This is a genomic window from Mesorhizobium sp. M7A.F.Ca.US.005.03.2.1 (assembly GCF_003997795.1).
Taxonomy (GTDB): Bacteria; Pseudomonadota; Alphaproteobacteria; order Rhizobiales; family Rhizobiaceae; genus Mesorhizobium; species Mesorhizobium ciceri.
This window is the reverse complement of record NZ_RZRP01000010.1, coordinates 1-25650: the sequence shown is the minus strand read 5'-3', so window position 1 is coordinate 25650 and position 25650 is coordinate 1. Positions and strand designations below refer to the sequence as shown.

The following is a 25650-nucleotide window of genomic DNA, read 5'->3' as shown; positions in this document are numbered from 1 at the left end:
GGCACCCGCCCGGTCGACGAGCAGCGTCTCGGCGGCACCGCAGACGCCGGTGCGCCGCATCTTGGCGTTGACGGCGATCCGCACCGCCATATCGAGCTTGGCGGAACGGTCGATGTAGAGATGGCAGATGCCTTCGAGATGGGCGAAGACCGGGACCCGCGCCTCGGCCTGCACCCGTCCGACCAGGCTTTTGCCGCCGCGCGGGATAATGACGTCGAGGTTGCCGCCCAACCCCTTCAGCATCTCGCCGACGGCGGCGCGGTCGGTGGTCGGCACCAGCTGGATGGCATCCTCCGGCAGGCCCGCTTGCTTCAGCCCTTCGACCAGGCAGGCGTGGATGGCGGCGGAAGAATTGAGCGAATCCGAACCGCCGCGCAGGATCACCGGATTGCCGGCCTTGAGGCACAGCGCGCCGGCATCGGCGGTGACGTTCGGGCGGCTCTCATAGATGACGCCGACGACGCCGAGCGGCGTGCGCACGCGCTCGATATGCAGACCGTTCGGCCGGTCCCACTGCGCGATCACGTCGCCAACCGGATCCCGCAGCGCGGCGATTTCGCGGATGCCGTTGGCCATGGCGCGGATGCGCGCCGGATCGAGCTTCAGCCGGTCCATGAAGGAGGTGGAAAGCCCGGATTCATGACCATTCGAAACATCGATGGCGTTGGCGTCGAGAATGTCCTGCTCACGGGCCACGATCGCCTCGGCCATGGCCAGCAGTGCGGCGTTCTTGGCGGCGGTCGTGGCAATGGCCAGCGGCCGGGCGGCAGCGCGGGCGCGCCGGCCGATATCGGCCATCAGCGCGACAGTGTCATCCCCGGATTTTTCATGCAGTTTCAGCATGGCTCATCCTCCGCTTACATCGCCACCGACCGTGACTTGGTCACCGGCCCCTGTTTGGTCGCCGGCCCGTACTTGGTCACCCGAATGGCTCACCACAAGGTCGTCGCGGTGGATCATCGCCGAACGCGCCTCGTAGCCGAGCACGGTTTCGATCTCGGCCGTCTTCAGGCCCGCGATCCTTACGGCATCGGCGGCATCATAGGCAACCAGCCCGCGCGCGATCTCGCGGCCCTCGGGCGACAGGATCGCCACCGTGTCGCCGCGCGAGAAATTGCCGCTGACCAGCTTGACGCCGGCCGGCAGCAACGATTTGCCCGACAGCAGCGCGCCGATGGCGCCGGCATCGACCGTAAGCCGGCCGGCCGGCTCGAGCTGGCCGGCGATCCAGGTTTTGTAGCCCTTGACCGGGTTGCTGCTCGGCCGAAAGAAAGTAGCGCGCTCGCCGCGTTCGATCGCCATCAGCGGCGACAGCCGAGTGCCCGACGTGATGATCATCGCGGTGCCGGCGGCGGTCGCGATCTTGCCGGCATCGAGCTTCGTGCGCATGCCGCCGCGCGACAGCTCGGAAGCGGCCGCACCCGCCATCGCCTCGATATCAGGCGTGATGCGGTCGACCACCGGAATGAATTTGGCGTTGGGGTCGCGCGCCGGCGGCGCGGTGTAGAGCCCGTCGATGTCGGAAAGCAGCACCAAAAGATCGGCGCCCATCATGGTGGCGACGCGGGCCGCCAGCCGGTCATTGTCGCCGTAGCGGATTTCGGAAGTCGCCACCGTGTCGTTCTCGTTGATGACCGGCACTGCCTTCATCTTCAAGAGTGTCGAGATCGTCGCCCGCGCGTTGAGATAGCGGCGGCGCTCCTCGGTGTCGCCGAGCGTCAGCAGGATCTGGCCCGATTTCAGGCTGCCCTTGCCGAGCGCGTCCGACCAGGCGCCGGCCAGCGCGATCTGTCCCACGGCTGCCGCCGCCTGGCTCTCCTCCAGTTTCAGGGCTCGCTTGCCGAGGCCAAGGATGGTGCGGCCAAGCGCGATGGCGCCGGACGACACGACGAGGATTTCAGCGCCGCCCTGGGCCAGCCCGGCAATGTCGTCGGCGAGCGAAGCCAGCCAGTCGCGCTTCAGGCCCGTCGTGCGGTCGACGAGCAGCGCCGAGCCGATCTTGACGGTGATGCGCCGATATTTTCTCAGCGACTGCATGACCCTATTTGTCCCAGCGCGTCTCGACCGGCGCCGCGATCTGCGCGCGCGCCTCAGCAATCACCGCCATCAGCGCCCGCTGCACCGCCTCGACGCCCTCGCCGGTGACCGCCGACAACAGCATCGGCGCGCGGCCGGCAGCGCGTTTCAGCGAGGCGACCTTCTTCTTGCGCGCATCGGCGTCGAGCGTGTCGACCTGGGAAAGCGCCAGGATCTCGACCTTGTCGGTGAGGCCATGGCCATAGGCGTCGAGCTCGGCTCGCACGGTCTTGTAGGCCTTGCCCGGATTTTCCTCCTGCGCCGAAACCAGATGCAGCAGCACACGCGTGCGCTCGACGTGGCCAAGGAAGCGATCGCCGATGCCGACGCCCTCATGCGCGCCTTCGATGAGGCCCGGAATGTCGGCGATGACGAATTCGCGCGCGTCGATGCGGGCAACGCCGAGGCCGGGATGCAGCGTCGTGAAGGGATAGTCGGCGATCTTCGGCTTGGCTGCGGTGACCGCCGCCAGGAATGTCGACTTGCCGGCATTGGGCAGCCCGACCAGCCCGGCATCGGCGATCAGCTTCAGCCGCAGCCAGATGTTGAGCTCTTGCCCCGGCAGGCCGGGATTGGCGCGGCGCGGCGCCTGGTTCGTCGAGGTCTTGAAATGCTGGTTGCCGAAACCGCCATTGCCGCCCTTGGCCAGCAGAAAGCGCTGTCCGACCACGGTCAGGTCGCAGATCAGCGTCTCGTTGTCTTCTTCGAACACCTGCGTTCCGGCCGGCACTTTCAGCGTGACGTCGGCGCCCTTGGCTCCGGTCATGTTGCGGCCCATGCCGTGGACGCCGGTCTTGGCCTTGAAATGCTGCTGATACCGGTAGTCGATCAGCGTGTTCAGCCCGTCGACCGCCTCCAGCCAGACATCGCCGCCGCGGCCGCCGTCGCCGCCATCCGGCCCGCCGAACTCGATGAATTTTTCACGCCGGAACGACACCGAACCGGCGCCGCCATCACCGGAGCGGATGTATACCTTGGCTTGATCGAGAAATTTCATGAGATTGTACAGTTTCTACTAGTGGCTTTGCGGCATTGCTCTAAACCTTGGCCCTTGCTCTAAACCAAGGCGCGGCGAAGGGCGAGGCCGTTTTGTGACAATGGCCATGTGGGTTGGCCGGAGAGACGTCGGAATGAAGCTTGTAACCTACAACATCCAGTACGGCATCGGCCTCGACGGGCAGTACGATGTCGGGCGCATCGCCGATGCCGTGCGCGGAGCCGACGTGATCGCTTTGCAGGAGGTGACCCGCAACAATCCTCGGAATGGCGGCCGCGACATGGTCGCCGAGATCGGCGAGGCGCTGCCCGACTATTTCGCCGTCTATGGCAGCAATTTCGAGGCCAATATCGGTTCGCACATCGACAACGGCCGTGCCGTGACGAAAACCTTCCAGCTCGGCAACATGGTGCTGTCTAGGACGCCCATTCATCTGTCGCGCAACCTGCTTTTGCCGCGCAGCCGCAGCTTCGAGATGATGAACTTCCAGCGCGGCGCGCTGGAAGCGCTGATCGAGACGCCGCTTGGTTTCATCCGCTTCTATTCCATCCATCTCGATCACCGCAGCCCCCTCGAACGCGCCAGCCAGATCCAGTTCCTGCGCCAACGCATGCTGAACTATGCGCTCGAAGGCGGAGCACTGTCCGGCGTCGCCGAGATCGGCCTGCCGGAACTGCCGCATCCCGAAGCCTTTGTCGGAATGGGCGATTTCAACATGCTGGCCGGCTCACCCGAATATGTCGAACTCGCCGGCCGGCCGGACCATGAATTCGGCATGCCGCTGACCGCCGACTTCGCCGTCGATGCCGCCTTGCGGCTGAACGCCACCGGCGACGATCTCATCAGTTGGGTTGATCCCAAGCAACCCACCGATCCCAGCCGGCACAAGCGCATCGATTATATCTTCACCAGCGCTTCGCTTGCCAGATCCCTGCAGCGTCTATGGGTCGACCGAAAGGCAGTCGGCTCGGACCATCTGCCAGTGTGGGTCGAGCTGGGCTGATGGCCATTCATCTGGCGGCGTTTTCGCGTTCGACGATCGCCATCATGATCGTATCGCGGTATTCCCCGTCGACATGGACGGCATCGCTCTGCACGCCCTCCCTGACAAACCCGACCTTGTCGTAGAGAGAGATGGCGCGAGCATTGTCGGAATGCACGGAGAGTTCGATGCGGACGAAACCGGCCCTGCGCGCTTGCGCCAAGGTTGCATTGATGAGCCGCAGTCCAAGGCCACGCCCCCGATAGGGAGGAACAATCCCCATCCCGAGGGAGCCGCGATGGGCATGGATGAGCCGATCATGGCGTGAGATGTCGCACCAGCCGACGACCTCGCCACGAACAACGGCCACGAACCCCGGATCGCCTCTCCCGATACGATCCATTGCGAAACTTCTGACTTGATCCAGCGGTGGCGCCTCAAGGAAGGACAAGTACTTTCGCTCACGCGCTACGACATCGAGCGCGCGATGAAAGCTTTCGATATCCCCAGGCGTCATCGGCGCGATCGCGGCCGTTTCAATATCGCTGCTGTCGACCATTGGCTTGACCGCCGTCATCCATCAGAAATGCACCCAGTTCCGCAGGCTGGTCCAGGTCTTGCGATCGAGCCGGTAGCGCTCGACGGGAACCTGGCCGGCGACGATCGAGTTCAGCATGCCCTGGCCGGCATACTGGAACCCGCATTTGTGGATGACGCGGCGCGAGGCCGGATTGATGACCCGCGTCGAGGCATGCAGGACCTGGATCGACGTCCTCTGGAAGGCGAGATCGACCAGCGCGTGCGCTGCTTCCGTCGCATAGCCCTTCTTCCAGTGCGGCTCGCCGATCCAGTAACCGAGCTCCAGCCCGCGATCGGTGGTGTTGAGGCCGGCGCAACCGAGGAAGGTGTCGGTGCCAGCCAGCGTCAGGGCATAAGCAATGCCGGCCCGGCGCGATTTGGTCATGGCCAGGAAAGCGCGCGCCTCGGCCTCGCCATAGGGGTGCGGCATGCGTGCCAGCATTTCGGCGACATGGCGGTTGTCGGCAAGCTCGACCAGCTGCGCGATATCGCCCTCGTGGGGCGCCCGCATCACCAGCCGCTCGGTGACCAGCACCGGGCAGTCTATCGCGTAACTTTCGTCTTCTGAGTCTTCCGCTTCGGCAACCATTTGAAAGTCCTCCAGGCACAAGAAAAAGGGGAGATGGAAACCCATCTCCCCTGATCCTTTTCCTGGCTTTGCCAGACACCGGTTCCCGAGATGGGCGCCGGTGTTCTAGTGCGGAACCGGCTACTCCGCGGCTTTGGCAATCGGGTTGACCGATACGTAGGTTCGGCCGTTGGCTTTTTTGTTGAACGTCACGGCGCCGGTCTCGAGCGCAAAAAGCGTATGGTCCGTGCCCATGCCGACATTGACGCCGGGATGCCACGTGGTGCCGCGTTGACGAATGATGATGTTGCCCGGGATGACGGCTTCGCCGCCGAACTTCTTCACGCCCAGACGCTTGGAATGCGAGTCGCGACCGTTGCGCGACGAGCCGCCAGCTTTCTTGTGTGCCATCTAACTAACTCCGTTGCGCCGCAAGGCGCCTAAAAGGCCTTATGAACGCGTTCGCGTTCCGTTTCAAGTCCGATCCGGCGACCTGGTCGCCAGAAAATTACTTCGCCGCCAATTCCTTGGCCTGCTCGCGCCAGTCCTTGATCTGGTCGGCGCTGAAGGGCATGTGCTCGTCGATCTTGGCGACATCCTTGTCGGTCAGCTTGGCGAGCTGCGCGAAGGTGATGATGCCCTGCTCGTTGAGATCCTTGGCTGCGACCGGGCCGATGCCCTTGATCACGGTCAGATCGTCCGGCTCACCCTTGGGCGCCTTGAACAGCGGCGCTGCCGCGGTCTCGGCTGCCTTTGTCTCGGCTGCCTTGGCCTTGGGCTCCTTCTTCGGCGCGGCTTCCGCCTGCACCTCGGTGGCGGCCTCGGCCTTCATCTTCTTCGGCGCCTTGACCGCTGCCGTCTTCGTCGGCTTGGCGCCACCCAGCAGGATCTCGGAAATCCGCACGGTGGTCAAAAGCTGGCGATGGCCGATCTTGCGGCGCGAATTCTGCCGGCGGCGCTTCTTGAAGGCGATGACGGTGCGGTTCTTGCCCTGCTCGACGACTTCGGCGGTGACCACCGCGCCGTCGACGAACGGCGCGCCGAACGTGACATTCTCGCCTTCGCCATGTGCGAGGACGTGGCCGATCTCGACCATATCGCCGACAGCGGCTTCGAGTTTTTCGATCTTCAGGAGATCGTTGGCGGCAACGCGATACTGCTTGCCACCCGTTTTAATGACTGCGAACATTTTTTGCCTTTCGCTGTTCGGTCGGCCTTGATGAGCCGCCTCTGGCGGTTCAGCCGTCTTTTTGTCAGTCTGCGGGTTCAAAAAACAAGCGGCGCGGAAGAACCCTCCACGCCGATTGCGCGCTGTCCCTAACCGAAGGTTGAGTGCGAGTCAAGGCAAACAGCTGTTGTCGGGACTGTTGTTGGCGGCCGAAGGATCGAGCGTGTCAGCACGACTGCACGACGTGACCGTCATCGAGGCAAGCACGCGTGACTGGTTACCAACCTACCCAGGCCTCGCCGCCGCTGAACCGTCGCGAATCCGCTGCTTGCCCGGCAAGCCAAATAACTGACGGATTGGCCTTGTAACCTGCCCGTTCAGCCGTTATCTAGTGCGCCGCGCCGGCAACGGCCGACCATGACCGCGGAGAGGTGGCAGAGTGGTCGAATGCACCGCACTCGAAATGCGGCATGGGTGCAAGCCCATCGGGGGTTCGAATCCCTCCCTCTCCGCCATTTAGCTTCCATAAAAATCCTTTCCTTTCAAAAGCTTCCTTGTTGCGCTTGACCAGCACGAAGCGAAACATATCTTAGACTGTGTAACAAACTGTGTAACATTAGAGAAAGATAATGCGACGTTCCGCAGCGCCAAAGCCGCATAAACGTGAAGGCATCTGGTATCTCGTCCGCAGGGTGCCGAAGGAATTCGCGGCGTTTGATCGCCGCTGCCTAGTACGCATTTCCACGGGCGTCGCCGTGGCTGACGATCCCCGCGGTGTACGGGCGCGAGATGCAGTGCAAAGCCTCGGCGCGGGGCTGGAGGCGTATTGGCGTAGACTGCGGGAAGGCCAATCCGCCGAGGCGGGGCTGCGTTTCGAAGCCGCGAGGAAGCGCGCGCGGTCATTTGGATTGGCCTATCGCACTAACGAGGAACTAGCAGCGGGGCCGCTCGACGAACTCATGGCCCGTATCAAGCTGCTCCTCGACAAAAAATCGATCGAGGACGCGCAGGACGTCTCGGCCGTCATGGGTGGGGAGAAGCGGCCAGCGGTCCGCCTGAGCGGTCTTATCAAGGAATTCGAGACGATCGAGCAACAGAACTTGCTGACCATGTCGCCCAACCAAATCAAGAAATGGCGTAACCCCAAAAAGCGCGCAGTTGCCAATCTGGTTGGAGTCATTGGCGACAAGGAGATCGCAAGCCTCACTCGGGACGACGCAATCGCGTTCCGCGAGTGGTGGCAAAAGCGGATCGTTGAGGATGGACTTGATATCGGTACGGCCAACAAGGACATCGGCCATGTTTCGAAAATGCTGCGCGTCGTCGATCTGACTCACCAGCTCAAGCTGGAGCCGGTTTTTCGAAACCTGCGTCTTTCCGGCGCCGTCCCCGGGCAACGCGCTGCGTTCACAGCGGAGTTCATTCAGGAGAAGATACTCGCTGAAGGCGCGCTCGACGGACTCAATGACGAAGCCCGCCATCTAATCTATGTGATTGCCGATACCGGACTCAGGCTTTCTGAAGCGGCAAACCTCACCACCGAAACAATCCACCTCGATCGAGAAATCCCGCATGTGCGGGTGCGCCCCAATGGCCGTCGCTTGAAGACCGGTCATTCAGCCCGTGACATTCCCTTGGTTGGCGGCGCACTTGCAGCCATCAAGCTCCATCCGGACGGCTTTCCTCGTTATCGCGACAAGGCCGCGTCACTTTCAGCGCTCGTCAACAAGGTGCTCGCCAGCAAGGAACTTCTGCCGACTTCCGAGCATAGTCTTTATAGCCTGCGACACACTTTCGAGGACCGGCTGACGGCAGTTGAGGCGCCGGAGAAGGTAATTGCTTCTCTGATGGGCCACAAATGGATCCGGCCCAAATACGGCGCGGGACCTTCGTTAGCGCAAAAGCGCGAGTGGCTCCAAAAAATCGCTTTTACCCCGCCCGGGCGAATGTGATTGCGGCGCCATCCAGGCCTTGAGAACCAACCTCACGGCTCCAGCTGTCCGAGCCATTTAGGTTGAGCGTGGCCAGCACGCGCTGCGCTCGCTCGCGATTTCCGAGCTTCCGCCGCATTTGTTCGACCTCGTATTCCAGCCTTTCGAAGGTCGGTATATAGGCATCTCCATGCCGGATGACCAAGTAGGCGGCAACAGCTAGACACCATTCTAGCTCCGTGGCCGATGGATCGGAAAAAGGGGCGACGCCATACCAAGACGAGCAACGCCTCTCGAGGGCTTCCGAACTAGGCAAACGGCCAGCATGTGGCATGGGAAAGAAACCTATGCCTGATCGACGAACCTAAAGTGCTCACGAAGCTTGACCGGTACGCGGGCCATCGGAGGGTTCTGCCTAAAACCGCCAAAAATTTTGAAACACCCATTCATCCGGCTCGAATTCAAAGGGATCGGCGATTTTTGGGTTATGGCTTGCAAGCATAGTTCAGCCCAGACAAGAACGCCTGATATCTTGTCGTGCACTGTCACCCTGCCAAATATGGTGCCGGCGACAACGGCAGTTTGGCGAGCAGAAGAATTCCCGAGACTGAGACGTTCTACGGCTTGGCCCATGTTCGCGCTCCTCCTCGATTGGAGACAGGATGGGCCATATGGAAGCGAATAAAAGGAGGTTGGTGACGAGTCTCGGTAGTGGAGTAGAAACGGGTGGAAAAGCTTGCGCTATTCGCCATCGGCGCCGCTAAGCGCATTTGAGAGAAGGGGCAGCGATCGCCAAGAGATGACGTCCGATCGCAAGCCGGCTAGAAATGCGACAGTGACGCGCCTTTTTTGGCACGACCTTAGCACCCGATCGGGCCTCAGCTGGTCGTCGTTGCGCAGCCGATCGGGTGCGATTTTTATAAAGCTCTCTTGGCTTTAGCTTTGAGAGCCCGTCATCGAGACAAATGCAAGGGAACGGTCCGCCCCCTGGGGACATTCGACATGCCGTGGCAGCTTCCTATGGTGAGCCAGCGCATTCCGATACACGTTTTCCGCGCTCTACCGTTGCTCCAGCACCTGTGCTGAGGCTGAGCGCTTGATCAGGACCCGACCGCTGCTGTTGCGGGATGGTGACTGGGTTGAGGTCGCGAAGACCTTGACCGCGGGTACGTTGTTCATCCCGATGAGCGCTGAGCCGAGAAGCAGCCAAGAACGCTTCCCGTAATCGAATCCTACGGGAACCGCGAAACCAGCGTCCAAAGGACGCAATTCTCCGACGTCGTTCACTCAAGCTCATCTCGCAACTTGAACGCTTGTATGAAGCCGCTGCATGTGCGCCGGTGGACCGGATTGCTGCTATCCAAACCACGTGCTCAGTTTCGCCCCCGTAATAACTCTACCGTCCGAAACGGCTTTCGCGCGTCAGGTCCACCCCACATGAAAGTTCCGCGAGCAGCACGGACGGAGAGGCCGGTCACAACTCCTTCGCGTGCTCTTTTACTACCGAATCAAGTGCCAAATGGAGAGGCACTGCCTTAGAGAACAGGAAGCCCTGCGCGGTTCTGCAGCCAAGCTTGTACAGAGTTTGCCGATCTGCCTCTGTTTCAACGCCCTCGGCCATGACCTCGATCCCGAGCGTCCTACCAAGATCAATCACCGCTTTGACAAGCAGCCGATTCTCCCGGGACTTGGCTAAGCCGCGAACGAAGCCCTGATCTATTTTCACCTTCCTGATCCGACTGTCCTTGAGCGATGCCAACGTCGAAAAACCGGTGCCGAAGTCATCGAGCGCGATAGAAATGCCAGCATGTGAAAGCCGGGCGAGCTTTTCATCCACTCTGTCCGGATCCACTGGGGCTTCTTCGGTAATCTCGATGTCGAACATCGTTGCAGGGAGGTCTTTTGCCGCCAGACCATTAAGAATCATCTCGTCAATATCGCCAGCTTCCAACTCGCACGGTGAAACATTCATCGCCACACGAACATCACGACGGTCAGCTTTGACCAAGCCCTCGATAAGAGCGCAACAGTCGGCGAATACCGTTTGAGTTAGCAGCTGAAGCATTCCAGTTTCGCGTGCCGCTGTCATGATCTCGGGCGGAGAAATGGGACCGTGAAGCGGGTGAGACCATCTTAGCAAGGCTTCAAAACTGACGACGGCTTCAGTTTCGAGTCTTACGATTGGCTGAAACCAAGCGACCAAGCTTCTCATCGTTATCGCCGAATGAAGATCGCGTTCGATTGACTGGCGGCGTTGCAACTCCCGGGCTAGCTCGGCATCGAACAGACAAAATTCATTCCTGCCGCGGCGCTTAGCTGTGTAAAGGGCGATGTCGGCCCGCAACAACATTTCCGTTAGTCCGGGGTTTTCAGCCAAGTAGATTCCTATAGACGCTCCAATGCGGACTGATGCGATCCCAGGATAGGGGCGAGCAAGCTTGGCTATGAGATTGGACGCGAGATTGGTGGGAGAAGGAGAATTCTTTCGCGAAGAAAAAACCAGCACGAATTCATCCCCACCGATGCGGGCGAGCGTTGAGCCCTCCGGTGCTTCTTCCTCTATTCGGCGGGCGATCCTGGCAAGCAGCTCGTCACCCGTTCTGTGACCGTAGGTATCGTTGACAGATTTGAACCCGTCCAGATCAATCAGCATGGCCACAAAGGGTCCATCGGTGTTCTCAAACTGATCGATTGCATGTTCGAGGCCCCGCCTGTTGAGGAGCGCGGTAAGATGGTCCTCCCTGGAATTGCGCTCCATTTCCGCGGCAAGCCGCTCGGCTTGATGTCTCAGGCGGCTCGCGTCACGGAAGCGCGCTTGTCCAACGAACGAGGATCGAACCAGGCCGCCCTCGAAAAGCAGGACGGCAAAAGCCAGAATGTAGTTTTCCGGGGCTCCCTTCGTCAGCAAACATGCGGCGGCAATGAGGAGTGGCGGTGTGATGAAGCATATCGCTGCCGCAGCATATGAGCTGCCGTACGTGACCGCGCCAGCTGAAATGCCCGCCAGAATTATTAGATGCAGCGATGCTTGAGACGTCGTGTATCCAGCCGTTAGGACGGCAAGGAATGACCAGGTGAATCCCGCCAGAAGAGCAAGCCTGCCAAACCAGCGAAGCCGCAGCCAAACCCGTGTCAGATCATCCTGGACTCCGGGTTCCTTCAGCTGATGACGGGCGAGTGCAAGGCGGGCGGCATTTATCGCATTAACGACCGAAAACCAGGCCGCGCCAGCAAGACCGTTCCCGGAAAGGGCCTGCACGGTCAAAATCAGCCCGGACAGCACAATGCTTATCGGCATTGAGACGAAAAGGCCTGCCCTCAGATCAGCGAGCTGGTCCTGAAGGATTCTCGCCTCCAGCGGATCTTCTTTTTCCAAGGCTGGACGGGTCAGCTTGCTTACTCCTGCTTGTCCGCAGCCTATGCAGCCCCCCTGAAGGACGGGTTAATTCTTCAATCGGAGATCAGCGTCGGGGAGCAGGATTACTCCGGTGCATCATGCACTCTCTCATCGCTCGCCCAGCACGCGCAAAAATGCGACTGCTGGTGCAGTATCACCGCTGGAGCTCCGCCGAAATCCCATGCCGGACAAGGGGAACATGTTGGGCAAAGCGAAGCCCCAGATGCCTTGCAAGCCGTGCCGCCAGGTGGTCTCTGGAGTAGAGTCCAACCAATATGTTCGTTGCATGGTAGAGCGGCGCCGCCGACAGGCGCAGCCGCCTTTCGTATATATGCAGCATGTCGGGGTCGCCAACATTGCGGCCGTCGCGGCACGCAGTCATGATTCCACGGGCGAGTTGCTTCTGGCTGCTGAGACCGATGTTGAATCCGTGAGCGGTCACCGGGTGCATGCCGATGGCAGCGTCGCCGATGAGTGCGGCGCTCGGCGCCCGGAATTTGTGCGCCCAGGTCGTGACCAGCGGATAGGTGTGGCGCTTGCTTGCCAAGGTCATTTTTCCAAGGCGCCCTCGACACCGTTTCGTCAACTCCGACAGGAACAAATCATCATCGAAGGCAAGCAGTCTATAGGCCTCGTTTGAGCGCAATGTGAGCAGCAGCGACGACATGCCCTCCGCGAGGGGCAATATCGCTATCGTCTGATGGTGATCGAACCATTCGATGGCGATCTGGTGGTGGGCGCGCTCGTGCCTCACTCGGCAAATCAGCATCGAGTGGCCAAGCCGGTTGATATCGGCGCCGATGCCTAGCAGATCACGCGTGGCGGACAAACGCGAATCCGCGGCAACAACCAGCCGAGCAGTTAAACGCGCGCCATTAGAGAGCGTTACGACTGCTCCTTCTTGGCTGTTTGTTGCATCGACGACCGAGTGGCCGCACAACAGCCGGGCGCGATCCTGCAAGCGGACGATTTTGAACAGCGCCTCGCGGATCCGGCAATTTGGAACCAAAACCCCCAGCGGTTCTCCAGAGTTGCTGGGAGGATCGAAACGAAGAGCGAATGCGCTCGAGCCGTTGAGCACGCGCGCGCCTTGAAGTGCTGATTTGTCCGAAGCCGGGATGACATCCCAGGCGCCGAGCTCGCGAAGGGTTCTGATCGAAGCGTTGGTCAGCGCGATTTCGCGACCATCGAAAGCCGGATTCGCCAGACTATCGAATGTGTTCTGTTCAACAACTGCCACCTTGAGTTCGCTTTGGGCAAGCGACGCAGCGAACGAAACGCCGACCGGGCCGGCTCCAACGACAACGATGTCAAAATTATCGTCAGAGCCCATCAGCGTGCCGCCATCCGGTCGCCTATCCTCGTGTAACGGTGGAACTGAGCCGAGTGACATGAGCTCCGTGCCCGCCGCATTGCCTAAAGGCGCTGGGCCGGGAGATTCGCATCGATCGGCAACGAAGCACTCAAAGCGCTCAGAGGTGGATGCGGCTAACCGATCCCGCCCTTTCGCCGCGCAGCCGCGCAGATCGCCGCCAGCAAGCGAGACACTCGCGACGCTGGTCAGCGACGGCCGCGCCGCATCGATCGCCACATTCCACCTGGAACCCTTGCGCATACTACTCACGCTCCACGACGTCGAAGCGGGCTCTCTTGCGAGGGTGAGGGTATCGAACGTAGCGCTCTCTCTCGTCATCCCAGCCAAGGTAGCGGAAACTTTTATCCACGACCGCGCATATCTCATCAAGAACCTGCTGCATGGCTTCGATGTCGATGTCCTTGCAATTCAGTCGCCGATAGAGCAAAGCCCACGCGGCGACATAGTCGTCGAAATAGCGCGCGTCACTCGAACCAATGATCAACTTCGGACGGTTGATCGATTTCGAAAACGCACGTCCCAACCCCGATGATGCTCCGCAGCACGTTGACATCACGAGGATCTTCGGCGCTGGATGCGAGCCCTGGAACATTTTTACGAAGTCAGCCCAAAGAAGGCCACTTCGCCCACTGGACGAAGCGATCCCGTCACCATTGCCGTGCCCGGCGATGTGAAGCACGTCGCACTCCGCCTCCATCGCTCGTACTACAGCCTCACCAAATTTCGTTCGGTTCAACGCCATTTGGAGCTCCGCGCGGATGTTGACAGCCTTTAACAAGTGCTGCACGATCGGTCCCTCTTGCCTGTCGGCGAAGTAGTCATTTGCATTGTGGCAGTCGATGATGTGTACGGTGTTCATGGTACTCCAGCCGCTTGTTCGTTCATCGTCGTGACGAGCGGACACCACGCGCGCGGAACCGCGTGACGTGCGCTGGGTTCCGGTACCGTCGCATAGCCTCAAGGCGCGGGCCGGGAATCGGGATGGATCGGCAACGACGCACACAACCCATCAAAGGCGAAAGCTGTTGATCGGCCCCCTGTCCGCGCAAGCCACGCGGATGGTCAGCCAGCAAGCGAGATACACACGACGCCGGTCAGCTAATGGCTGCGCCGTAAGCACAAGGCATGGCCGACCACACGACAGAAAACCCAGAACCGTGAAGGTGCTGATAATGACGACCAATCTTTCCGTAAGTCATGCATTTCTCCGTCGAAGACTGGTCAATAGACCACGCCGATGAGTATGACCCTGATCTGGATCAGCCAGACATGACCAATCGGCACTGGCGGTTCACGGTCAGGTGATCGACCGTGACGTTCCACTTTGGAACCCGTGCGCACATTGCCAAGCTCTCGTCCGGCCACGCGAGGTACTCTCGTGGCATCACACGCCTCATACTGGGTGCAATGGGAGGCAGTCCTTCGCACGACAGAGGCTTTTCACAAATGTAGTGTGCAGCTTAGGTCAAGATGGTCATGGAGCATGGAGCATGGAGCATGGAGCATGGAGCATGGACAGCTTGTTCCCGACCGAGCCGGCTCGACTGACGAGCGCGATCCGCGCATCTTATGCACAGCGGATTGAAATCAGCGTTCCGGTTTGTCGTCCCGATCAATTAGTATCCGCTCGGCGGCTCCGTCGAGATCTTCGTATTGACCGCTTCGCAATGCCCAGACGAAGCCGGACACACCCAGTGCACCCAGAAAAAGGGCCACTGGTATGAGATAGAGCAACGTCGTCACGAGGATTATGCCGAATAGCTGACTGCGGAGCGTCCGACTTTTTGAATAACTTGCAGCGTCGCATTCGCCCCGAAGCCGTGCAAGCGCAATGCGTTTCCAATAACAAGCACCGATGAGGCAGACATGGCAATCGCCGCTAACAAAGGCGTGGCGTGGCCCAGGATGGCGATCGGCACGGCGACGGCATTGTAGACGATCGCAATCGCGATGTTCTGGCGGATCAGGTGTCCCGCCTTGCGCGAGACGTCCAGCGCGAGAGGCACTGCCAGAAGGCTTTCGCGCAGGAATACGAAGTCGGCGGCATTGCGGCCAATGTCGGCGGCGGTGGCCGGAGCGATCGAGACATGCGCCGCGCTCAGCGCCGGCGTGTCGTTGAGGCCGTCGCCAACCATCAGAACCTTGTGTCCGTCTTTCGCCAGGGTCTCGATGCGCTCGACCTTGCCCGACGGCAGCAGGCACGGAACGAAGTCCTCGACACCCAGCATTCTTGCAACTTCACCGCAGGCACCTGCGGTATCGCCCGACAGCATTTGCATCGACACCCCAGTATCGTTCAATCGCTTGATCGCCGCCGCCGCGTCGGCGCGCAGCGCATCCTCGAAATCGAAGGTCGCGACAATGAACCCGTCTTTTGTCAGCACCGTTCCGCCATAGCCATGGTTGCCTTCACCACCGGTCCGGGCCTTCCATCCAGCCCATCCGCGTCGACCCAGCCGCCAGATGCTTCCGGCGACAGTGGCTTCGATCCCGAACCCCGGATGCTCTGTGACGGCATCGAATTTGTGTTGCCCGCCAGGAGCGGCAAAGCCGGTTATGGCCTTTGAAAACGGGTGACGCGAGTGCGCGGCCATGTCTGCCGCGATTGCCAGCATGGCCGGATCGATCGACGATGCATTGAGGAGCCGGGGTTGTCCGAGCGTGAGCGTTCCGGTCTTGTCGAACACTGCGTTATCAATCGTCGCCAGGCGCTCCATGGCCGAACCGTCCTTGACCATGATGCCGTTCTCGAACAGACGCCGCGCGGCGACCACCTGAACGATCGGTACGGCGAGGCCGAGCGCGCACGGGCAGGTGATGATCAGAACGGCAATGGCGATCGTCATCGCCCGGTGCCAGTCGCCCGTCGCCGCCATCCAACCCAGGAATGTCACGAAGGCGGTGAGATGAACCACGGGCGCGTAGAGTGCCGACACGCGATCAGCGATGCGGCGATAGTGCGCGCGACCGCCCTCTGCGGCTTCCATCAGCCGAACCATTTCGGCGAGGAACGAATCCTTCGCGGCGGCGGTCGCCTCGATCGTCAGCGGGCCGGTAAGATTGAGCACGCCGGCCTGCACGGCTTCGCCCGGCGCCACGTTTTTCGGCGCGCTTTCGCCTGAGGCCAGCGAGCAGTCGAGATCAGACGCTCCGTGGATGATCTTGCCGTCGACGGGGATCCTTTCACCGGCCGCGATCAGCAGCTGCATCCCCGGTTCGATCTCGCCAACCGGCAGATAGTCGCGCGCGCCATCGCCGCGCAGCACCATGGCGCCGCGTGCGGCCAGCTGCGACAGGCCTTTCACCGCGGTGCGGGCACGTTCGCGCATCACGTGATCCAGCGTCCTGCCGATCAAAAGGAAAAAAAGCAGCGAAACCGACGCGTCGAAATAGGCGTGGTCGCCATGGTTGATCGTCTCATAGAGGCTCATGGCGTAAGCGAGCGACACTCCGACCGCGATCGGCACGTCCATGTTCATGCGGCCGTGGCGCAGTGCATTCCAGGCCGAGCGGAAGAAGATGCCGCCGGCGAAGGCGAGCGCTGGGATGGCGATCAATGCGGAGACCCAGTGAAACAGGTCGCGGGTAGCCCCTTCGGCCCCGGACCAGACAGAGACCGAAAGCAGCATGATATTGCCCGCCGCGAACCCGGCAACCGCGACGGCGCGGATCAACTCCGAAAGCGTCCTGTCCTTTTCATCAATCTCGGGGGCGAAGAGATGCGCCTGGTAGCCGAGCCGTCCAAGCGCGGCGACGAACGGTGGAACCTCGTCGCCACGCCAGCGGACCGAGACCCGTTTCGTCGACAGGTTGACGCGGGCGCTCTCGACGCGATCGAGCGTTCCCAACGCCGTCTCGATCGTCTGGATACAAGCTGCGCAATGAACGCTCGGCACCGAAAGATCGGTTTGGCGGAGATCATCTCCAAGCGATCGGCTCGCCAGCCTGATCTCTTGACTAGACGGCAGGACCGACGTGGTGCTGCCCAGATCAAGCGCCATTTCGGCGCCCGGTGCACAACAACTCATTTCAGCGCTCCATGGGAAATCATGATCCTGCGGACTTCGCGGTAGGGCTCGGCCAGACCGGCGTCAGCGTCGACTTCGACGATCCAGACGCCATCCTTCGGCATGTGCTGGGCTGCGAATTCCTGGCCGGAGGCGAGGGCGAGGTTGACCGCCTTGTCCTCTTTCTCGTAGGCGGGATGGCGAAACAGCACCTTGACGCCATGCAAGGCAATCGGCTTGCCGACGGCGTCGGTAAGGCTATAGCGGACCTCGCCCCATGCGATGGTCAGCTTGCCGGTCCAGCCGAGCGCTGCCTGCGCCCGCCCCTCCTCGGCCTTCTTGTTGAACTGCTGGCTCGCCACATAGGTGTTTTCGACGACAAGGCCGGTCCAGCTCGTGTTGGCGAGCGTTGCCATCGTCAGATTGACCGCGATGACCACCCCGAAAAAGGCTAGGATGATGGCCAGCATGTGCCTGCCGGTGAATACGCGGGGTTTTTCAGCGTTAGCGGTCATCTGGCAGTCTCCGGCGCGTTGAAGGTGGCGGTGTATTCGTCCGCCTCGAAGCTCGCCTTGTCCTCGACACGGAACTTGAAGGTCTGCGCTGTGCCCTGGATTTGATCCGCCGGCTGGCGCACGAAGACCTTCAGCATTTTCAGGCGGTCGGGTTCGACCGGAATGGCAAAAGAACGGCCTTCCGGGATGTCGTCGCCGACCACGCTCATCTCGGCGCCCTGCAAGCCTTGAATCGCGACAACGATCGTCCTTGGCTCGGGGATCATGTTGAGCAGCTTGACGGTGTAGCCGTTGCGGATCGAGCCGTCGGACAGCGTGACAAATTGCGGATTGCGATCATGCAGCACGTTGACTTCGAGCCGATCGCGCGTCAGCAGCGAATAGAGCAGACCCAGGCCGATCAGCGACCAGATACCCATGTAGACGTAGGTGCGTGGCCGAAAGATCTTGCGGATATGGAAATGCGCCACCTTGTCGGAGAACAGGCCATCAGCGGTCCTGACCTGCGACGGGTTGACTGAACTGGAGCCGCCCGCGGTCGCCAGCATCATGTTGGCGTTGTAGTCGGACAGTGTCGCATAGGAGATCAGCCCGCGCTCCTTGCCGAGCTTGTCCATGACCCCGTCGCAGGCGTCTATGCACAGCGCGCAGGTGATGCATTCCATCTGCTGGCCATCGCGGATGTCGATCCCCATCGGGCAGACCGCGACGCAGGCATTGCAGTCGACGCAGTCACCGACCGGCAGCCCTGCGGCAAGGACCTTCTTGGCGTGGCGAGAACGCGGTTCGCCGCGCCAGTCATTGTAGGTGACGGTGAGAGAACTTTCGTCGAGCATCGCTGCCTGGATGCGCGGCCATGGGCACATGTAGGTGCAGACCTGCTCGCGCATCAGACCGCCGAACGTGTAGGTGGTAGCCGTCAGCACGGCGACAGTGATGTAGGCGACGGGTGGCGCGGTGCCGGTGAAGAGTTCGCCAACCAGCGTCGGCGCATCGGCAAAATAGAAAATCCAGGCGCCGCCGGTCGCCGCACCGATGACCAGCCAGACGGCGTGCTTCGATAAGCGCAGCATCAGCTTGCGGGCGGTCCAGGGGCCTGCATCGAGTTTCATGCGAGCGTTACGGTCGCCCTCTATCGCACGTTCGACGACGAGGAACAGATCGACCCACACCGTCTGAGGGCATGCATAGCCGCACCAGGCACGGCCGACAGTCGAGGTGATCAGGAAAAGACCGACGCCCGCCATGACCAGGAGGCCGGCCACATAGAAGAATTCCTGGGGCCATATCTCGATGAAGAAGAAGTAGAAGCGCCGGTTCGCGAGATCGAGCAGGACTGCCTGGTCCGGGGCAAATGGACCGCGAGCCCAAGGCAGCCACGCAGCCAGGTAATAGATGCCAAGTGTGATCGTCATCACCAGCCATTTGAAGCGACGAAAGTTGCCCGAGGCGCGCTTCGGAAAGATCTTTTGACGCGCGGCATAAAGCGGCTTGCGGGTTTTGGCGGAATTGACAGTTTCTGTTTCGAGCCCTGTCAACTGCGTCTTGTCACGCATGTGCAACTCCACTTTCCCAGCCAATGTCAGGGGCACCTGTCGTAAAGCCTCGCCGTAGGATAGCCTTGCCGGGTTGTGCAGATCGCATTAGGGATGGTGTCGAGGCCCGGCTCACGCCGGGCCTCGTCCGCTTGGCAGGGGGGACCGAAGAATAGGACCTTCCATTCCTATTCTCCGCCGCCAAGCGAATGGACATAAACTGCAAGTTCCTTGACCTTGATCTCGCCGAGACGGCCAACCCAGGCCGGCATGACGCCCTGTTTTGGCGCACGGACCTGTGCGGCGATGGCTGTCTCACCGGATCCATAGAGCCAGATCGCATCGGTCAGGTCGGGGGCGCCGAATTCCCTGTTGCCTTTTGCATTGTCGCCGTGACAGGCCACGCAATTCTCGGCAAAGACCTTGGCGCCGGGTTGGATCAGACTTGCATCGCGGACCTTGCCGGAAAGGCTGGCCACGTAGGCGCTGACTTGTGCGATCTGGTCGGCGGTAATGATGTCGCCGAAGGCCGGCATTTCCGACAGGCGCGTGTCCGGATCGGATGCGAAGCGGATGCCGTGCGTAATCGTCTGCTGGATCTGCTCGGCCTTGCCGCCCCACAGCCAGTCGTCGTCGTTGAGATTGGGAAAGCCCTTGGAACCCTGGGCGCCGGAGCCATGACATTGTACGCAATTGACCTTGAAAGCGGCGCCACCGGCGGCGATTGCGAATTCGCGCAGGCCGTCGTCCGCGGCGATTTCCGAGACGCTCTTGGACTCCACCGCCGAGATATATTTGCCCTTGGCGGCCTCAGCCGCGGTCAGCTCGTTCCTGACCTCGTTGCGGCTGGAATAGCCGAGCACACCCGTTGTCGCCGAGTGCAACAGAGGCCATGCTGGATAGGCAATGGTGTAGCCTATCGCCCAGACAATGGTGACGTAAAAAGTGATAACCCACCATCTGGGAAGCGGGTTGTTCAGCTCCCGGATACCATCCCATTCGTGGCCGGTGGTCGAGACGCCAGAGATTTCATCGATATGCTCGTCGCTCATGATCACTCGTCCTCGAGCGGAATGCGGGCCGCTTCGTCGGCCAGCCTTCGGCTGCCGGGGCGTAGGGCAAAGGCGATGCACCCCACGAAGAACAGCGCCATCGCAACCAGGCCCCAGCTGTCGGCAAACGCCCGCATCAAATTGTAGGTCATCAGCGTTCTCCTCAGCGGTAGCCGGCGGCTTCGTCGTAATTTTTGAAGTCGACCAGTGTGCCAAGCATCTGCAGGTAGGCGAGCAGGGCATCCATTTCGGTGACCTGTTGCGGGTTGCCGTCGAAGTCGCCGATCTTGGCTTTTGGGTAACGCGCCTCAAGGCCTGATGTGTCGGCATTGGGATCGGCCTGCGCCGCCAGATCCGCATTGGCGTGGGCGATCATGTCATCGGTGTAAGGGACGGCTACAAGCCTGTTGGCGACCAGATGCGTCGAGAAATCCTTCACGTCGATCGGCGTGTCTTTCAGGAACCCATAGCTCGGCATGATCGATTCCGGCACCACCGAGCGCGGGTCGGTAAGATGCGCGACATGCCATGCATTCGAGTAGCGGTCGCCAACTCTGGCGAGATCCGGCCCGGTGCGCTTCGATCCCCACTGGAAGGGGTGATCGTACATGGACTCGGCAGCCAGGCTGTAGTGGCCATAGCGCTCAACTTCGTCGCGGAACGGCCTGATCATCTGGCTATGACAGAGGTAGCAGCCCTCGCGCATATAGATGTTGCGCCCGACAAGTTCGAGCGGCGAATAGGGGCGCATGCCTTCCACCTTCTCGATCGTGTTGTCGAGATAGAAGAGAGGCGCGATCTCGACGATGCCGCCGACCGTCACCACGAGCAGCGAGCCAACGAGAAGAAGCGTGGCGTTCTTCTCGATGATTGCGTGTTTGTCCATCAAGCCCATTACCTGGCTCCTGATCGCGCAGGTCGGATGGCGACGGGGCTCGGCATCGGCTCCTCCTCGCGCTGGTGGCCGAGGATGGTCCTGGTGATGTTCCAGGCCATGATCAGGGCGCCGGAGAGGTACATGGCGCCGCCGATGGCGCGCAGGACATAGTAGGGGTGCATGGCGGCGACGGTTTCGGCGAAGGAGTAGACCAGGAAGCCCTGCTCGCCATATTCGCGCCACATCAGGCCCTGCATGATGCCGGACACCCACATCACCGCGGCGTAGACGACGATCCCGAGTGTCGCCAGCCAGAAGTGCCAGGTGACGAGCCTCAGCGAGTAGAGCCGTTGACGGTTCCAGAGCTTCGGGACCATGTAGTAGATCGCGCCGAACGAGATCATGCCGACCCAGCCGAGCGCACCCGAATGGACGTGCCCGATGGTCCAGTCGGTATAATGCGACAGCGAATTGACCGCCCGGATCGCCATGATGGGGCCTTCGAAGGTCGACATGCCATAGAAGGCGACGGCCATCACCATCATGCGGATGATCGGATCGGTGCGCAGCTTGTCCCAGGCGCCGGACAGCGTCATCAGGCCGTTGATCATGCCGCCCCAGGACGGCATCCACAGCATGATCGAGAACACCATGCCGAGCGTCTGCGCCCAATCGGGCAAGGCGGTGTAGTGCAGGTGATGCGGCCCGGCCCAGATGTAGAGAAAGATGATAGCCCAGAAATGGACGATCGACAGCCGGTACGAATAGACTGGCCGGTTCGCCTGCTTGGGCACGAAATAATACATCATGCCGAGGAAGCCGGCGGTGAGAAAGAAGCCGACCGCGTTGTGGCCGTACCACCATTGCGTCAAGGCGTCCTGGACCCCTGAAAAGGCGGAGTAGCTCTTGGAGCCCGGGAACGAGACTGGTATGGACAGGTTGTTGACCACATGCAGCATCGCGATGGTCACGATGAACGACAGGTAGAACCAGTTGGCCACGTAGATATGCGGTTCCTTGCGCTTCAGGATCGTGCCAAGGAACAGAATGAGGTAGGCGACCCAGACGATGGTCAGCCAGACATCCACATACCATTCGGGTTCGGCGTACTCGCGGCCCTCGGTGATGCCGAGCAGGTAGCCGGTCGCGGCCATGACGATGAACAGCTGGTAGCCCCAGAAGACGAACCAGGCGAGATCACGGCCGAAGAGGCGCGCGCGGCAGGTGCGCTGCACGACATACAGAGACGTGCAAAGCAGCGCGTTGCCGCCGAAGGCGAAAACGACACCGGATGTGTGCAACGGCCGCAAACGACCGAAATTGAACCAGGGCTGGATGTTGAGATCGGGGTAGGCGAGCTGCAGCGCGATCACCACGCCGACCAGCATGCCGACGACACCCCAGAACACGGTGGCGATCGCGCCGTAGCGGATCGGACCATCCATGTAAGCGGATGGGTCAATCGGAGCTGCTGGCCTGAACTCCGTGTTGCGCAACAGGATCGCAGTGAAACCAGCCACTGCGAAGAACAACACCCACATGTGTCGGCGGAAAGGTTCATCCACGCCGAAGCCGGCGGCCACCAGGGCCGCAAAAGCGAACACGCTTAGAAGGACGATCTCTGTGCCGAATTTCATTGCAGATCCCGATCTCGAATCTGGTGGATGCCAAATCCGCAGCGCACTAATCGCGCAGCCGCCGCCCCCTCGCCCTGATCTATGTCAGGCCGCACGATTTTGTGCGGCGCAATCAGCAGGTGGCGAATGAACGAGGAACGCAGCGCGGGCTCACTCCCTCATGGAAGGCGTTCCCTGGGTTGGGCGGGCGCAGACGCGATCGCTGAGGCGAAAGCTGAGGCTCTGCGCGCGTTGGATGCTATTGCCGATGCCCTGCCAAACGTTGTTCGGATCCCATTGGAAACGAACGCGATCGTTCCGCCGAGCCGTGGCAGATTAAGGACCATGCTTCGCCGGTATGTGCCGAAACACACCTGGCGATTGGTCACGTTCCTATCAAAGCCCGAAAGCTGTTTGTCTCGACAACCGTGACGCCGCTTCGTCGAAGGCGCGGCGACATCGCATTAAAAGGCAAACACGGCCCGCCCCGGAGTCATGCGACATGGCCTCGCCGCTTAGGGCCGCTCGCGTCCGCCGCCACAGCGCTTCTCCAGACGGCTTATGCTGTCCACCGTCACATGGCGTGCGTTCTCAATCCGAATCACCCCGTCAGCCCGCAATCGCGTCAGTTGGCGGCTCACGGTCTCGCTGGTGATTCCAAGGAAATCAGACATTTCGGCACGCGTCAGCGGCAGATCGAAGGAGGCCGACCCGGAAGCCGCATCGAGACTGGAATCGATATTCCGGGCCATCATGAGGAGAAAAGTCGCCACCTTTTCCGGAGCTGTCTTGCGCCCCAGCGTCACCATCCACTCGCGCGCCTCATCGAGTTCATTCAGCGTCTGTTTGAGCAGGCGATGCTCGAATTCCCGTGACGCCTTCATCATCCGTTCGACGGCCGCTCGCGGAAACGAACACAGCGTGACTGCTGTTGCCGCTTCCGCATTGATCGAGCTTTCCTCCTTGAAAGGACGTCCCAGAAAATCCGGTGCAAACTGGAGACCGACGATCTGCTGGCGCCCATCCGACAGGCTCTTTGATAGCTTTACCACGCCTGAAAGCACGTTGGAGTAGCTGTCGACGTTCTGTGCCTCGCCGGTCAACTCCATTCCTGACTCGATCCGGCGACGCGAGCAAGTCTTGGCGAGCCCAACCAAATTGTCTGGATCGAGCGCACCGCAGACACCGCGACGCCGTGCCTCGCAAGGGAAGCAAAGAACAGGAATGCCGGAACTATGAATGTCTTGCCGAAAGGTCATGCGTTCGCCTTACCCGATCCTAACTGCCGGCAGGATACCCATCCAGGGTAGAGAAATCCTGCGGCGGTTTGTCCATGAGCGCGGCTGATCGAGATCAGGGTCTGCTTCAGCGATGCGTGCAGTGTTCCGGCGGGCAACACGGTGAACGCGAGATGCAATCGGAAATAGCTGTCAAACTCAGCGAGAACGTCCCACGCTACACCAGCTATCCGACGGCGCCGCATTTCCATTCGGGGATCGATGCTGCCATTTACCGTGGCTGGTTGGAGACGCTGGAAAGCGGCGACGAAATCTCGCTGTACCTGCACATTCCTTACTGCGACAAGCTCTGCTGGTTCTGCGCCTGCCACACCAAGCAGACGCACCAATATGAGCCGGTGGCCGCTTATCTGCGCTCGCTGAATGCCGAAATCGTCACGATTGCCGGTCTGGTGAGCGGCAAGGCACATGTCCGTGCAATCCACTTCGGTGGCGGTTCGCCAACTATTCTGAGGCCCGATGATATGGTTGCTCTTGGAGCGGCCTTGCGGGACAGCTTCGACCTTCTCCCGGATGCTACGGTCAGCATCGAAATCGAAACCAACGACATGGACAAGGCGCGCCTTGATGCACTTGCTCAAATCGGCGTAACGCGGGCGAGCCTCGGCGTGCAGGATTTCGATCCGCAAGTGCAAAAAGCAATTAATCGTGAGCAGAGTTTTTTGCAGACCAAGGCAGTCGTCGACGGGGTTCGTTCGCGGGGCGTCGAATCGGTCAATCTGGACCTGCTCTACGGGCTCCCGAATCAGACACGCGAGACGATCTGTTCCACGGTGGCGCAGGCACTGACCTTGGAGCCAGACCGGATGGCCCTGTTCGGCTACGCACATGTGCCCTGGTTCAAGAAGCATCAGACGATGATCGACGAGGCATGGCTGCCGAGTCCCACTGAGCGTTTCGCCCAATCTCAACTCGCGGCGCGGGCAATTGTCGCCAAGGGATATGAGGCAATAGGACTCGATCATTTCGCGAAGCCCGACGATGCGCTGGCCATAGCGGCCCGCGCAGGGGTTTTGCATCGCAATTTTCAGGGCTACACTGAGGATCGCTGCCCGACACTGATCGGACTTGGCCCTTCGTCCATCGGTCGTTTTCGCCAAGGCTACGTGCAGAACATGGCTTCGACTGCCGGGTACGGGCGCATGGTTGCGGATGGCGGGTTGGCTGCCGTCCGCGGCGTTGCCCTTTCCGACGACGATCGCGTCCGTGGCTGGATCATCGAGCGGCTGATGTGTGATTTTGCCTTCTCGGCAGTCGACCTGGTGGAGCGGTTCGGCAAAGCCGGCGAGCAGCTCCTTCATCGCTCGAGGTCCATCGCACTCCACGATCCTGCCCGAGCGCTTGAATTCGATGGTGACAGTTTCCTCGTACGGACTGAAAGTCGCCCCTTCATTCGAACCATCGCGGCCAAGTTCGATACATATTTCAAAGGGGGAACGGCGAGGCACTCGGTGGCGGTCTGAGCAAAGCACAGTGCGCTCGCCGTTTGGTCGATCGGCGAACCAGCTGCGTTCGTTTTGACCGCTCATAGGCGACTACCGCATCAAATCGTCGACCGTGAACAATCCGAGCCCTAAGCGGCGACCGGCTTCGGCCGGATTTGAAGCAGGGCAATCAAGAGCGACAAAAACCCCTTCAGCCACCTGAGCAGGAGGGAGAAGTTGTAGCCGGCGGCGG

The 25650-nt window shown here is 60.8% G+C and carries 22 protein-coding genes and 1 tRNA gene; 4 read left to right on the top strand and 19 right to left on the bottom strand.

Translation table 11 applies throughout. The annotated features are described in order from the left end of the window. The 3 genes from EN991_RS01255 to obgE all read right to left on the bottom strand — a co-directional run. A partial coding sequence (locus EN991_RS01255; protein ID WP_127368024.1) for a glutamate-5-semialdehyde dehydrogenase occupies positions 1-843 on the bottom strand: 843 nt, incomplete at its 3' end. 3 nt (positions 844-846) lie between these two features. Then, on the bottom strand, positions 847-2037 hold the full coding sequence (proB, locus tag EN991_RS01250; RefSeq protein ID WP_127368023.1) for a glutamate 5-kinase: 1191 nt from the start codon (positions 2035-2037) through the stop codon (positions 847-849). 4 nt (positions 2038-2041) lie between these two features. Then, a complete protein-coding gene (gene obgE, locus EN991_RS01245) occupies positions 2042-3073 on the bottom strand; it encodes a GTPase ObgE (RefSeq protein ID WP_013529067.1) in 1032 nt (343 codons plus the stop codon). A 133-nt stretch (positions 3074-3206) separates the two neighbouring features. On the opposite strand from obgE, the gene EN991_RS01240 reads away from it, so the two are divergent. Further along, positions 3207-4076, top strand: a complete 870-nt coding sequence (locus tag EN991_RS01240) for an endonuclease/exonuclease/phosphatase family protein (protein ID WP_013529066.1) — start codon at positions 3207-3209, stop codon at positions 4074-4076. 7 nt (positions 4077-4083) lie between these two features. On the opposite strand, the gene EN991_RS01235 is transcribed toward EN991_RS01240, so the two are convergent. The 4 genes from EN991_RS01235 to EN991_RS01220 form a co-directional block, all read right to left on the bottom strand. Further along, entirely contained in the window at positions 4084-4614 is a 531-nt protein-coding gene (locus EN991_RS01235) for a GNAT family protein (RefSeq protein WP_127368022.1), read from the bottom strand. Between the two features lie 21 nt (positions 4615-4635). After that, the gene (locus tag EN991_RS01230; RefSeq protein ID WP_164766114.1) at positions 4636-5223 is read right to left on the bottom strand and encodes a GNAT family protein; all 588 of its coding nucleotides are present in this window, start codon (positions 5221-5223) and stop codon (positions 4636-4638) included. Between the two features lie 120 nt (positions 5224-5343). Next, positions 5344-5613: a 50S ribosomal protein L27 gene (gene rpmA / locus EN991_RS01225; protein ID WP_013529063.1), complete on the bottom strand. Its 270-nt coding sequence runs from the start codon at positions 5611-5613 to the stop codon at positions 5344-5346. Between the two features lie 97 nt (positions 5614-5710). Further along, a complete protein-coding gene (locus EN991_RS01220) occupies positions 5711-6391 on the bottom strand; it encodes a 50S ribosomal protein L21 (RefSeq protein WP_127368020.1) in 681 nt (226 codons plus the stop codon). A gap of 404 nt (positions 6392-6795) precedes the next feature. Between EN991_RS01220 and EN991_RS01215 the strand changes: the two genes are divergently transcribed. After that, positions 6796-6885: transfer RNA gene (locus tag EN991_RS01215), tRNA-Ser, on the top strand. A gap of 114 nt (positions 6886-6999) precedes the next feature. Then, positions 7000-8322 (top strand): integrase, encoded by a 1323-nt coding sequence (locus tag EN991_RS01210; RefSeq protein WP_063169217.1) that lies wholly within the window; start codon positions 7000-7002, stop codon positions 8320-8322. Positions 8323-9775: 1453 nt separating this feature from the next. Here the strand turns inward: EN991_RS01210 and EN991_RS01205 are convergent. The 12 genes from EN991_RS01205 to EN991_RS01150 form a co-directional block, all read right to left on the bottom strand. Then, positions 9776-11677, bottom strand: coding sequence for an EAL domain-containing protein (locus EN991_RS01205; RefSeq protein WP_082826564.1), 1902 nt, complete (start codon positions 11675-11677; stop codon positions 9776-9778). Positions 11678-11852: 175 nt separating this feature from the next. Then, complete coding sequence (gene ubiM, locus EN991_RS01200) at positions 11853-13034, bottom strand: 5-demethoxyubiquinol-8 5-hydroxylase UbiM (protein ID WP_206519132.1); 1182 nt, start codon at positions 13032-13034, stop codon at positions 11853-11855. Positions 13035-13314: 280 nt separating this feature from the next. Continuing rightward, positions 13315-13932 (bottom strand): hypothetical protein, encoded by a 618-nt coding sequence (locus tag EN991_RS01195; protein ID WP_063169219.1) that lies wholly within the window; start codon positions 13930-13932, stop codon positions 13315-13317. A gap of 728 nt (positions 13933-14660) precedes the next feature. Beyond that, complete coding sequence (gene ccoS / locus EN991_RS01190; RefSeq protein ID WP_081714250.1) at positions 14661-14816, bottom strand: cbb3-type cytochrome oxidase assembly protein CcoS; 156 nt, start codon at positions 14814-14816, stop codon at positions 14661-14663. A 5-nt stretch (positions 14817-14821) separates the two neighbouring features. Beyond that, complete coding sequence (locus tag EN991_RS01185) at positions 14822-17101, bottom strand: cation-translocating P-type ATPase (protein WP_063169220.1); 2280 nt, start codon at positions 17099-17101, stop codon at positions 14822-14824. Then, entirely contained in the window at positions 17098-17595 is a 498-nt protein-coding gene (locus tag EN991_RS01180; RefSeq protein ID WP_063169221.1) for a FixH family protein, read from the bottom strand. Before EN991_RS01180 ends, EN991_RS01185 begins: the two co-directional genes overlap by 4 nt. Further along, complete coding sequence (gene ccoG, locus EN991_RS01175) at positions 17592-19151, bottom strand: cytochrome c oxidase accessory protein CcoG (RefSeq protein WP_063169222.1); 1560 nt, start codon at positions 19149-19151, stop codon at positions 17592-17594. The genes EN991_RS01180 and ccoG overlap by 4 nt, the downstream gene beginning before the upstream one ends. A gap of 167 nt (positions 19152-19318) precedes the next feature. Continuing rightward, entirely contained in the window at positions 19319-20182 is an 864-nt protein-coding gene (ccoP, locus tag EN991_RS01170; protein ID WP_063169223.1) for a cytochrome-c oxidase, cbb3-type subunit III, read from the bottom strand. 2 nt (positions 20183-20184) lie between these two features. Then, positions 20185-20334: a cbb3-type cytochrome c oxidase subunit 3 gene (locus EN991_RS01165; RefSeq protein WP_024502864.1), complete on the bottom strand. Its 150-nt coding sequence runs from the start codon at positions 20332-20334 to the stop codon at positions 20185-20187. 11 nt (positions 20335-20345) lie between these two features. Beyond that, the gene (gene ccoO / locus EN991_RS01160; RefSeq protein WP_063169224.1) at positions 20346-21077 is read right to left on the bottom strand and encodes a cytochrome-c oxidase, cbb3-type subunit II; all 732 of its coding nucleotides are present in this window, start codon (positions 21075-21077) and stop codon (positions 20346-20348) included. After that, a complete protein-coding gene (gene ccoN, locus EN991_RS01155; RefSeq protein ID WP_063169225.1) occupies positions 21077-22696 on the bottom strand; it encodes a cytochrome-c oxidase, cbb3-type subunit I in 1620 nt (539 codons plus the stop codon). Before ccoN ends, ccoO begins: the two co-directional genes overlap by 1 nt. Positions 22697-23190: 494 nt before the next feature. Next, positions 23191-23934, bottom strand: a complete 744-nt coding sequence (locus EN991_RS01150; protein ID WP_024502861.1) for a Crp/Fnr family transcriptional regulator — start codon at positions 23932-23934, stop codon at positions 23191-23193. A gap of 152 nt (positions 23935-24086) precedes the next feature. Here EN991_RS01150 and hemN point away from each other — a divergent pair, with 152 nt between their 5' ends. Then, positions 24087-25436, top strand: coding sequence for an oxygen-independent coproporphyrinogen III oxidase (hemN, locus tag EN991_RS01145; protein ID WP_063169226.1), 1350 nt, complete (start codon positions 24087-24089; stop codon positions 25434-25436). Positions 25437-25650: the final 214 nt, after the last annotated feature.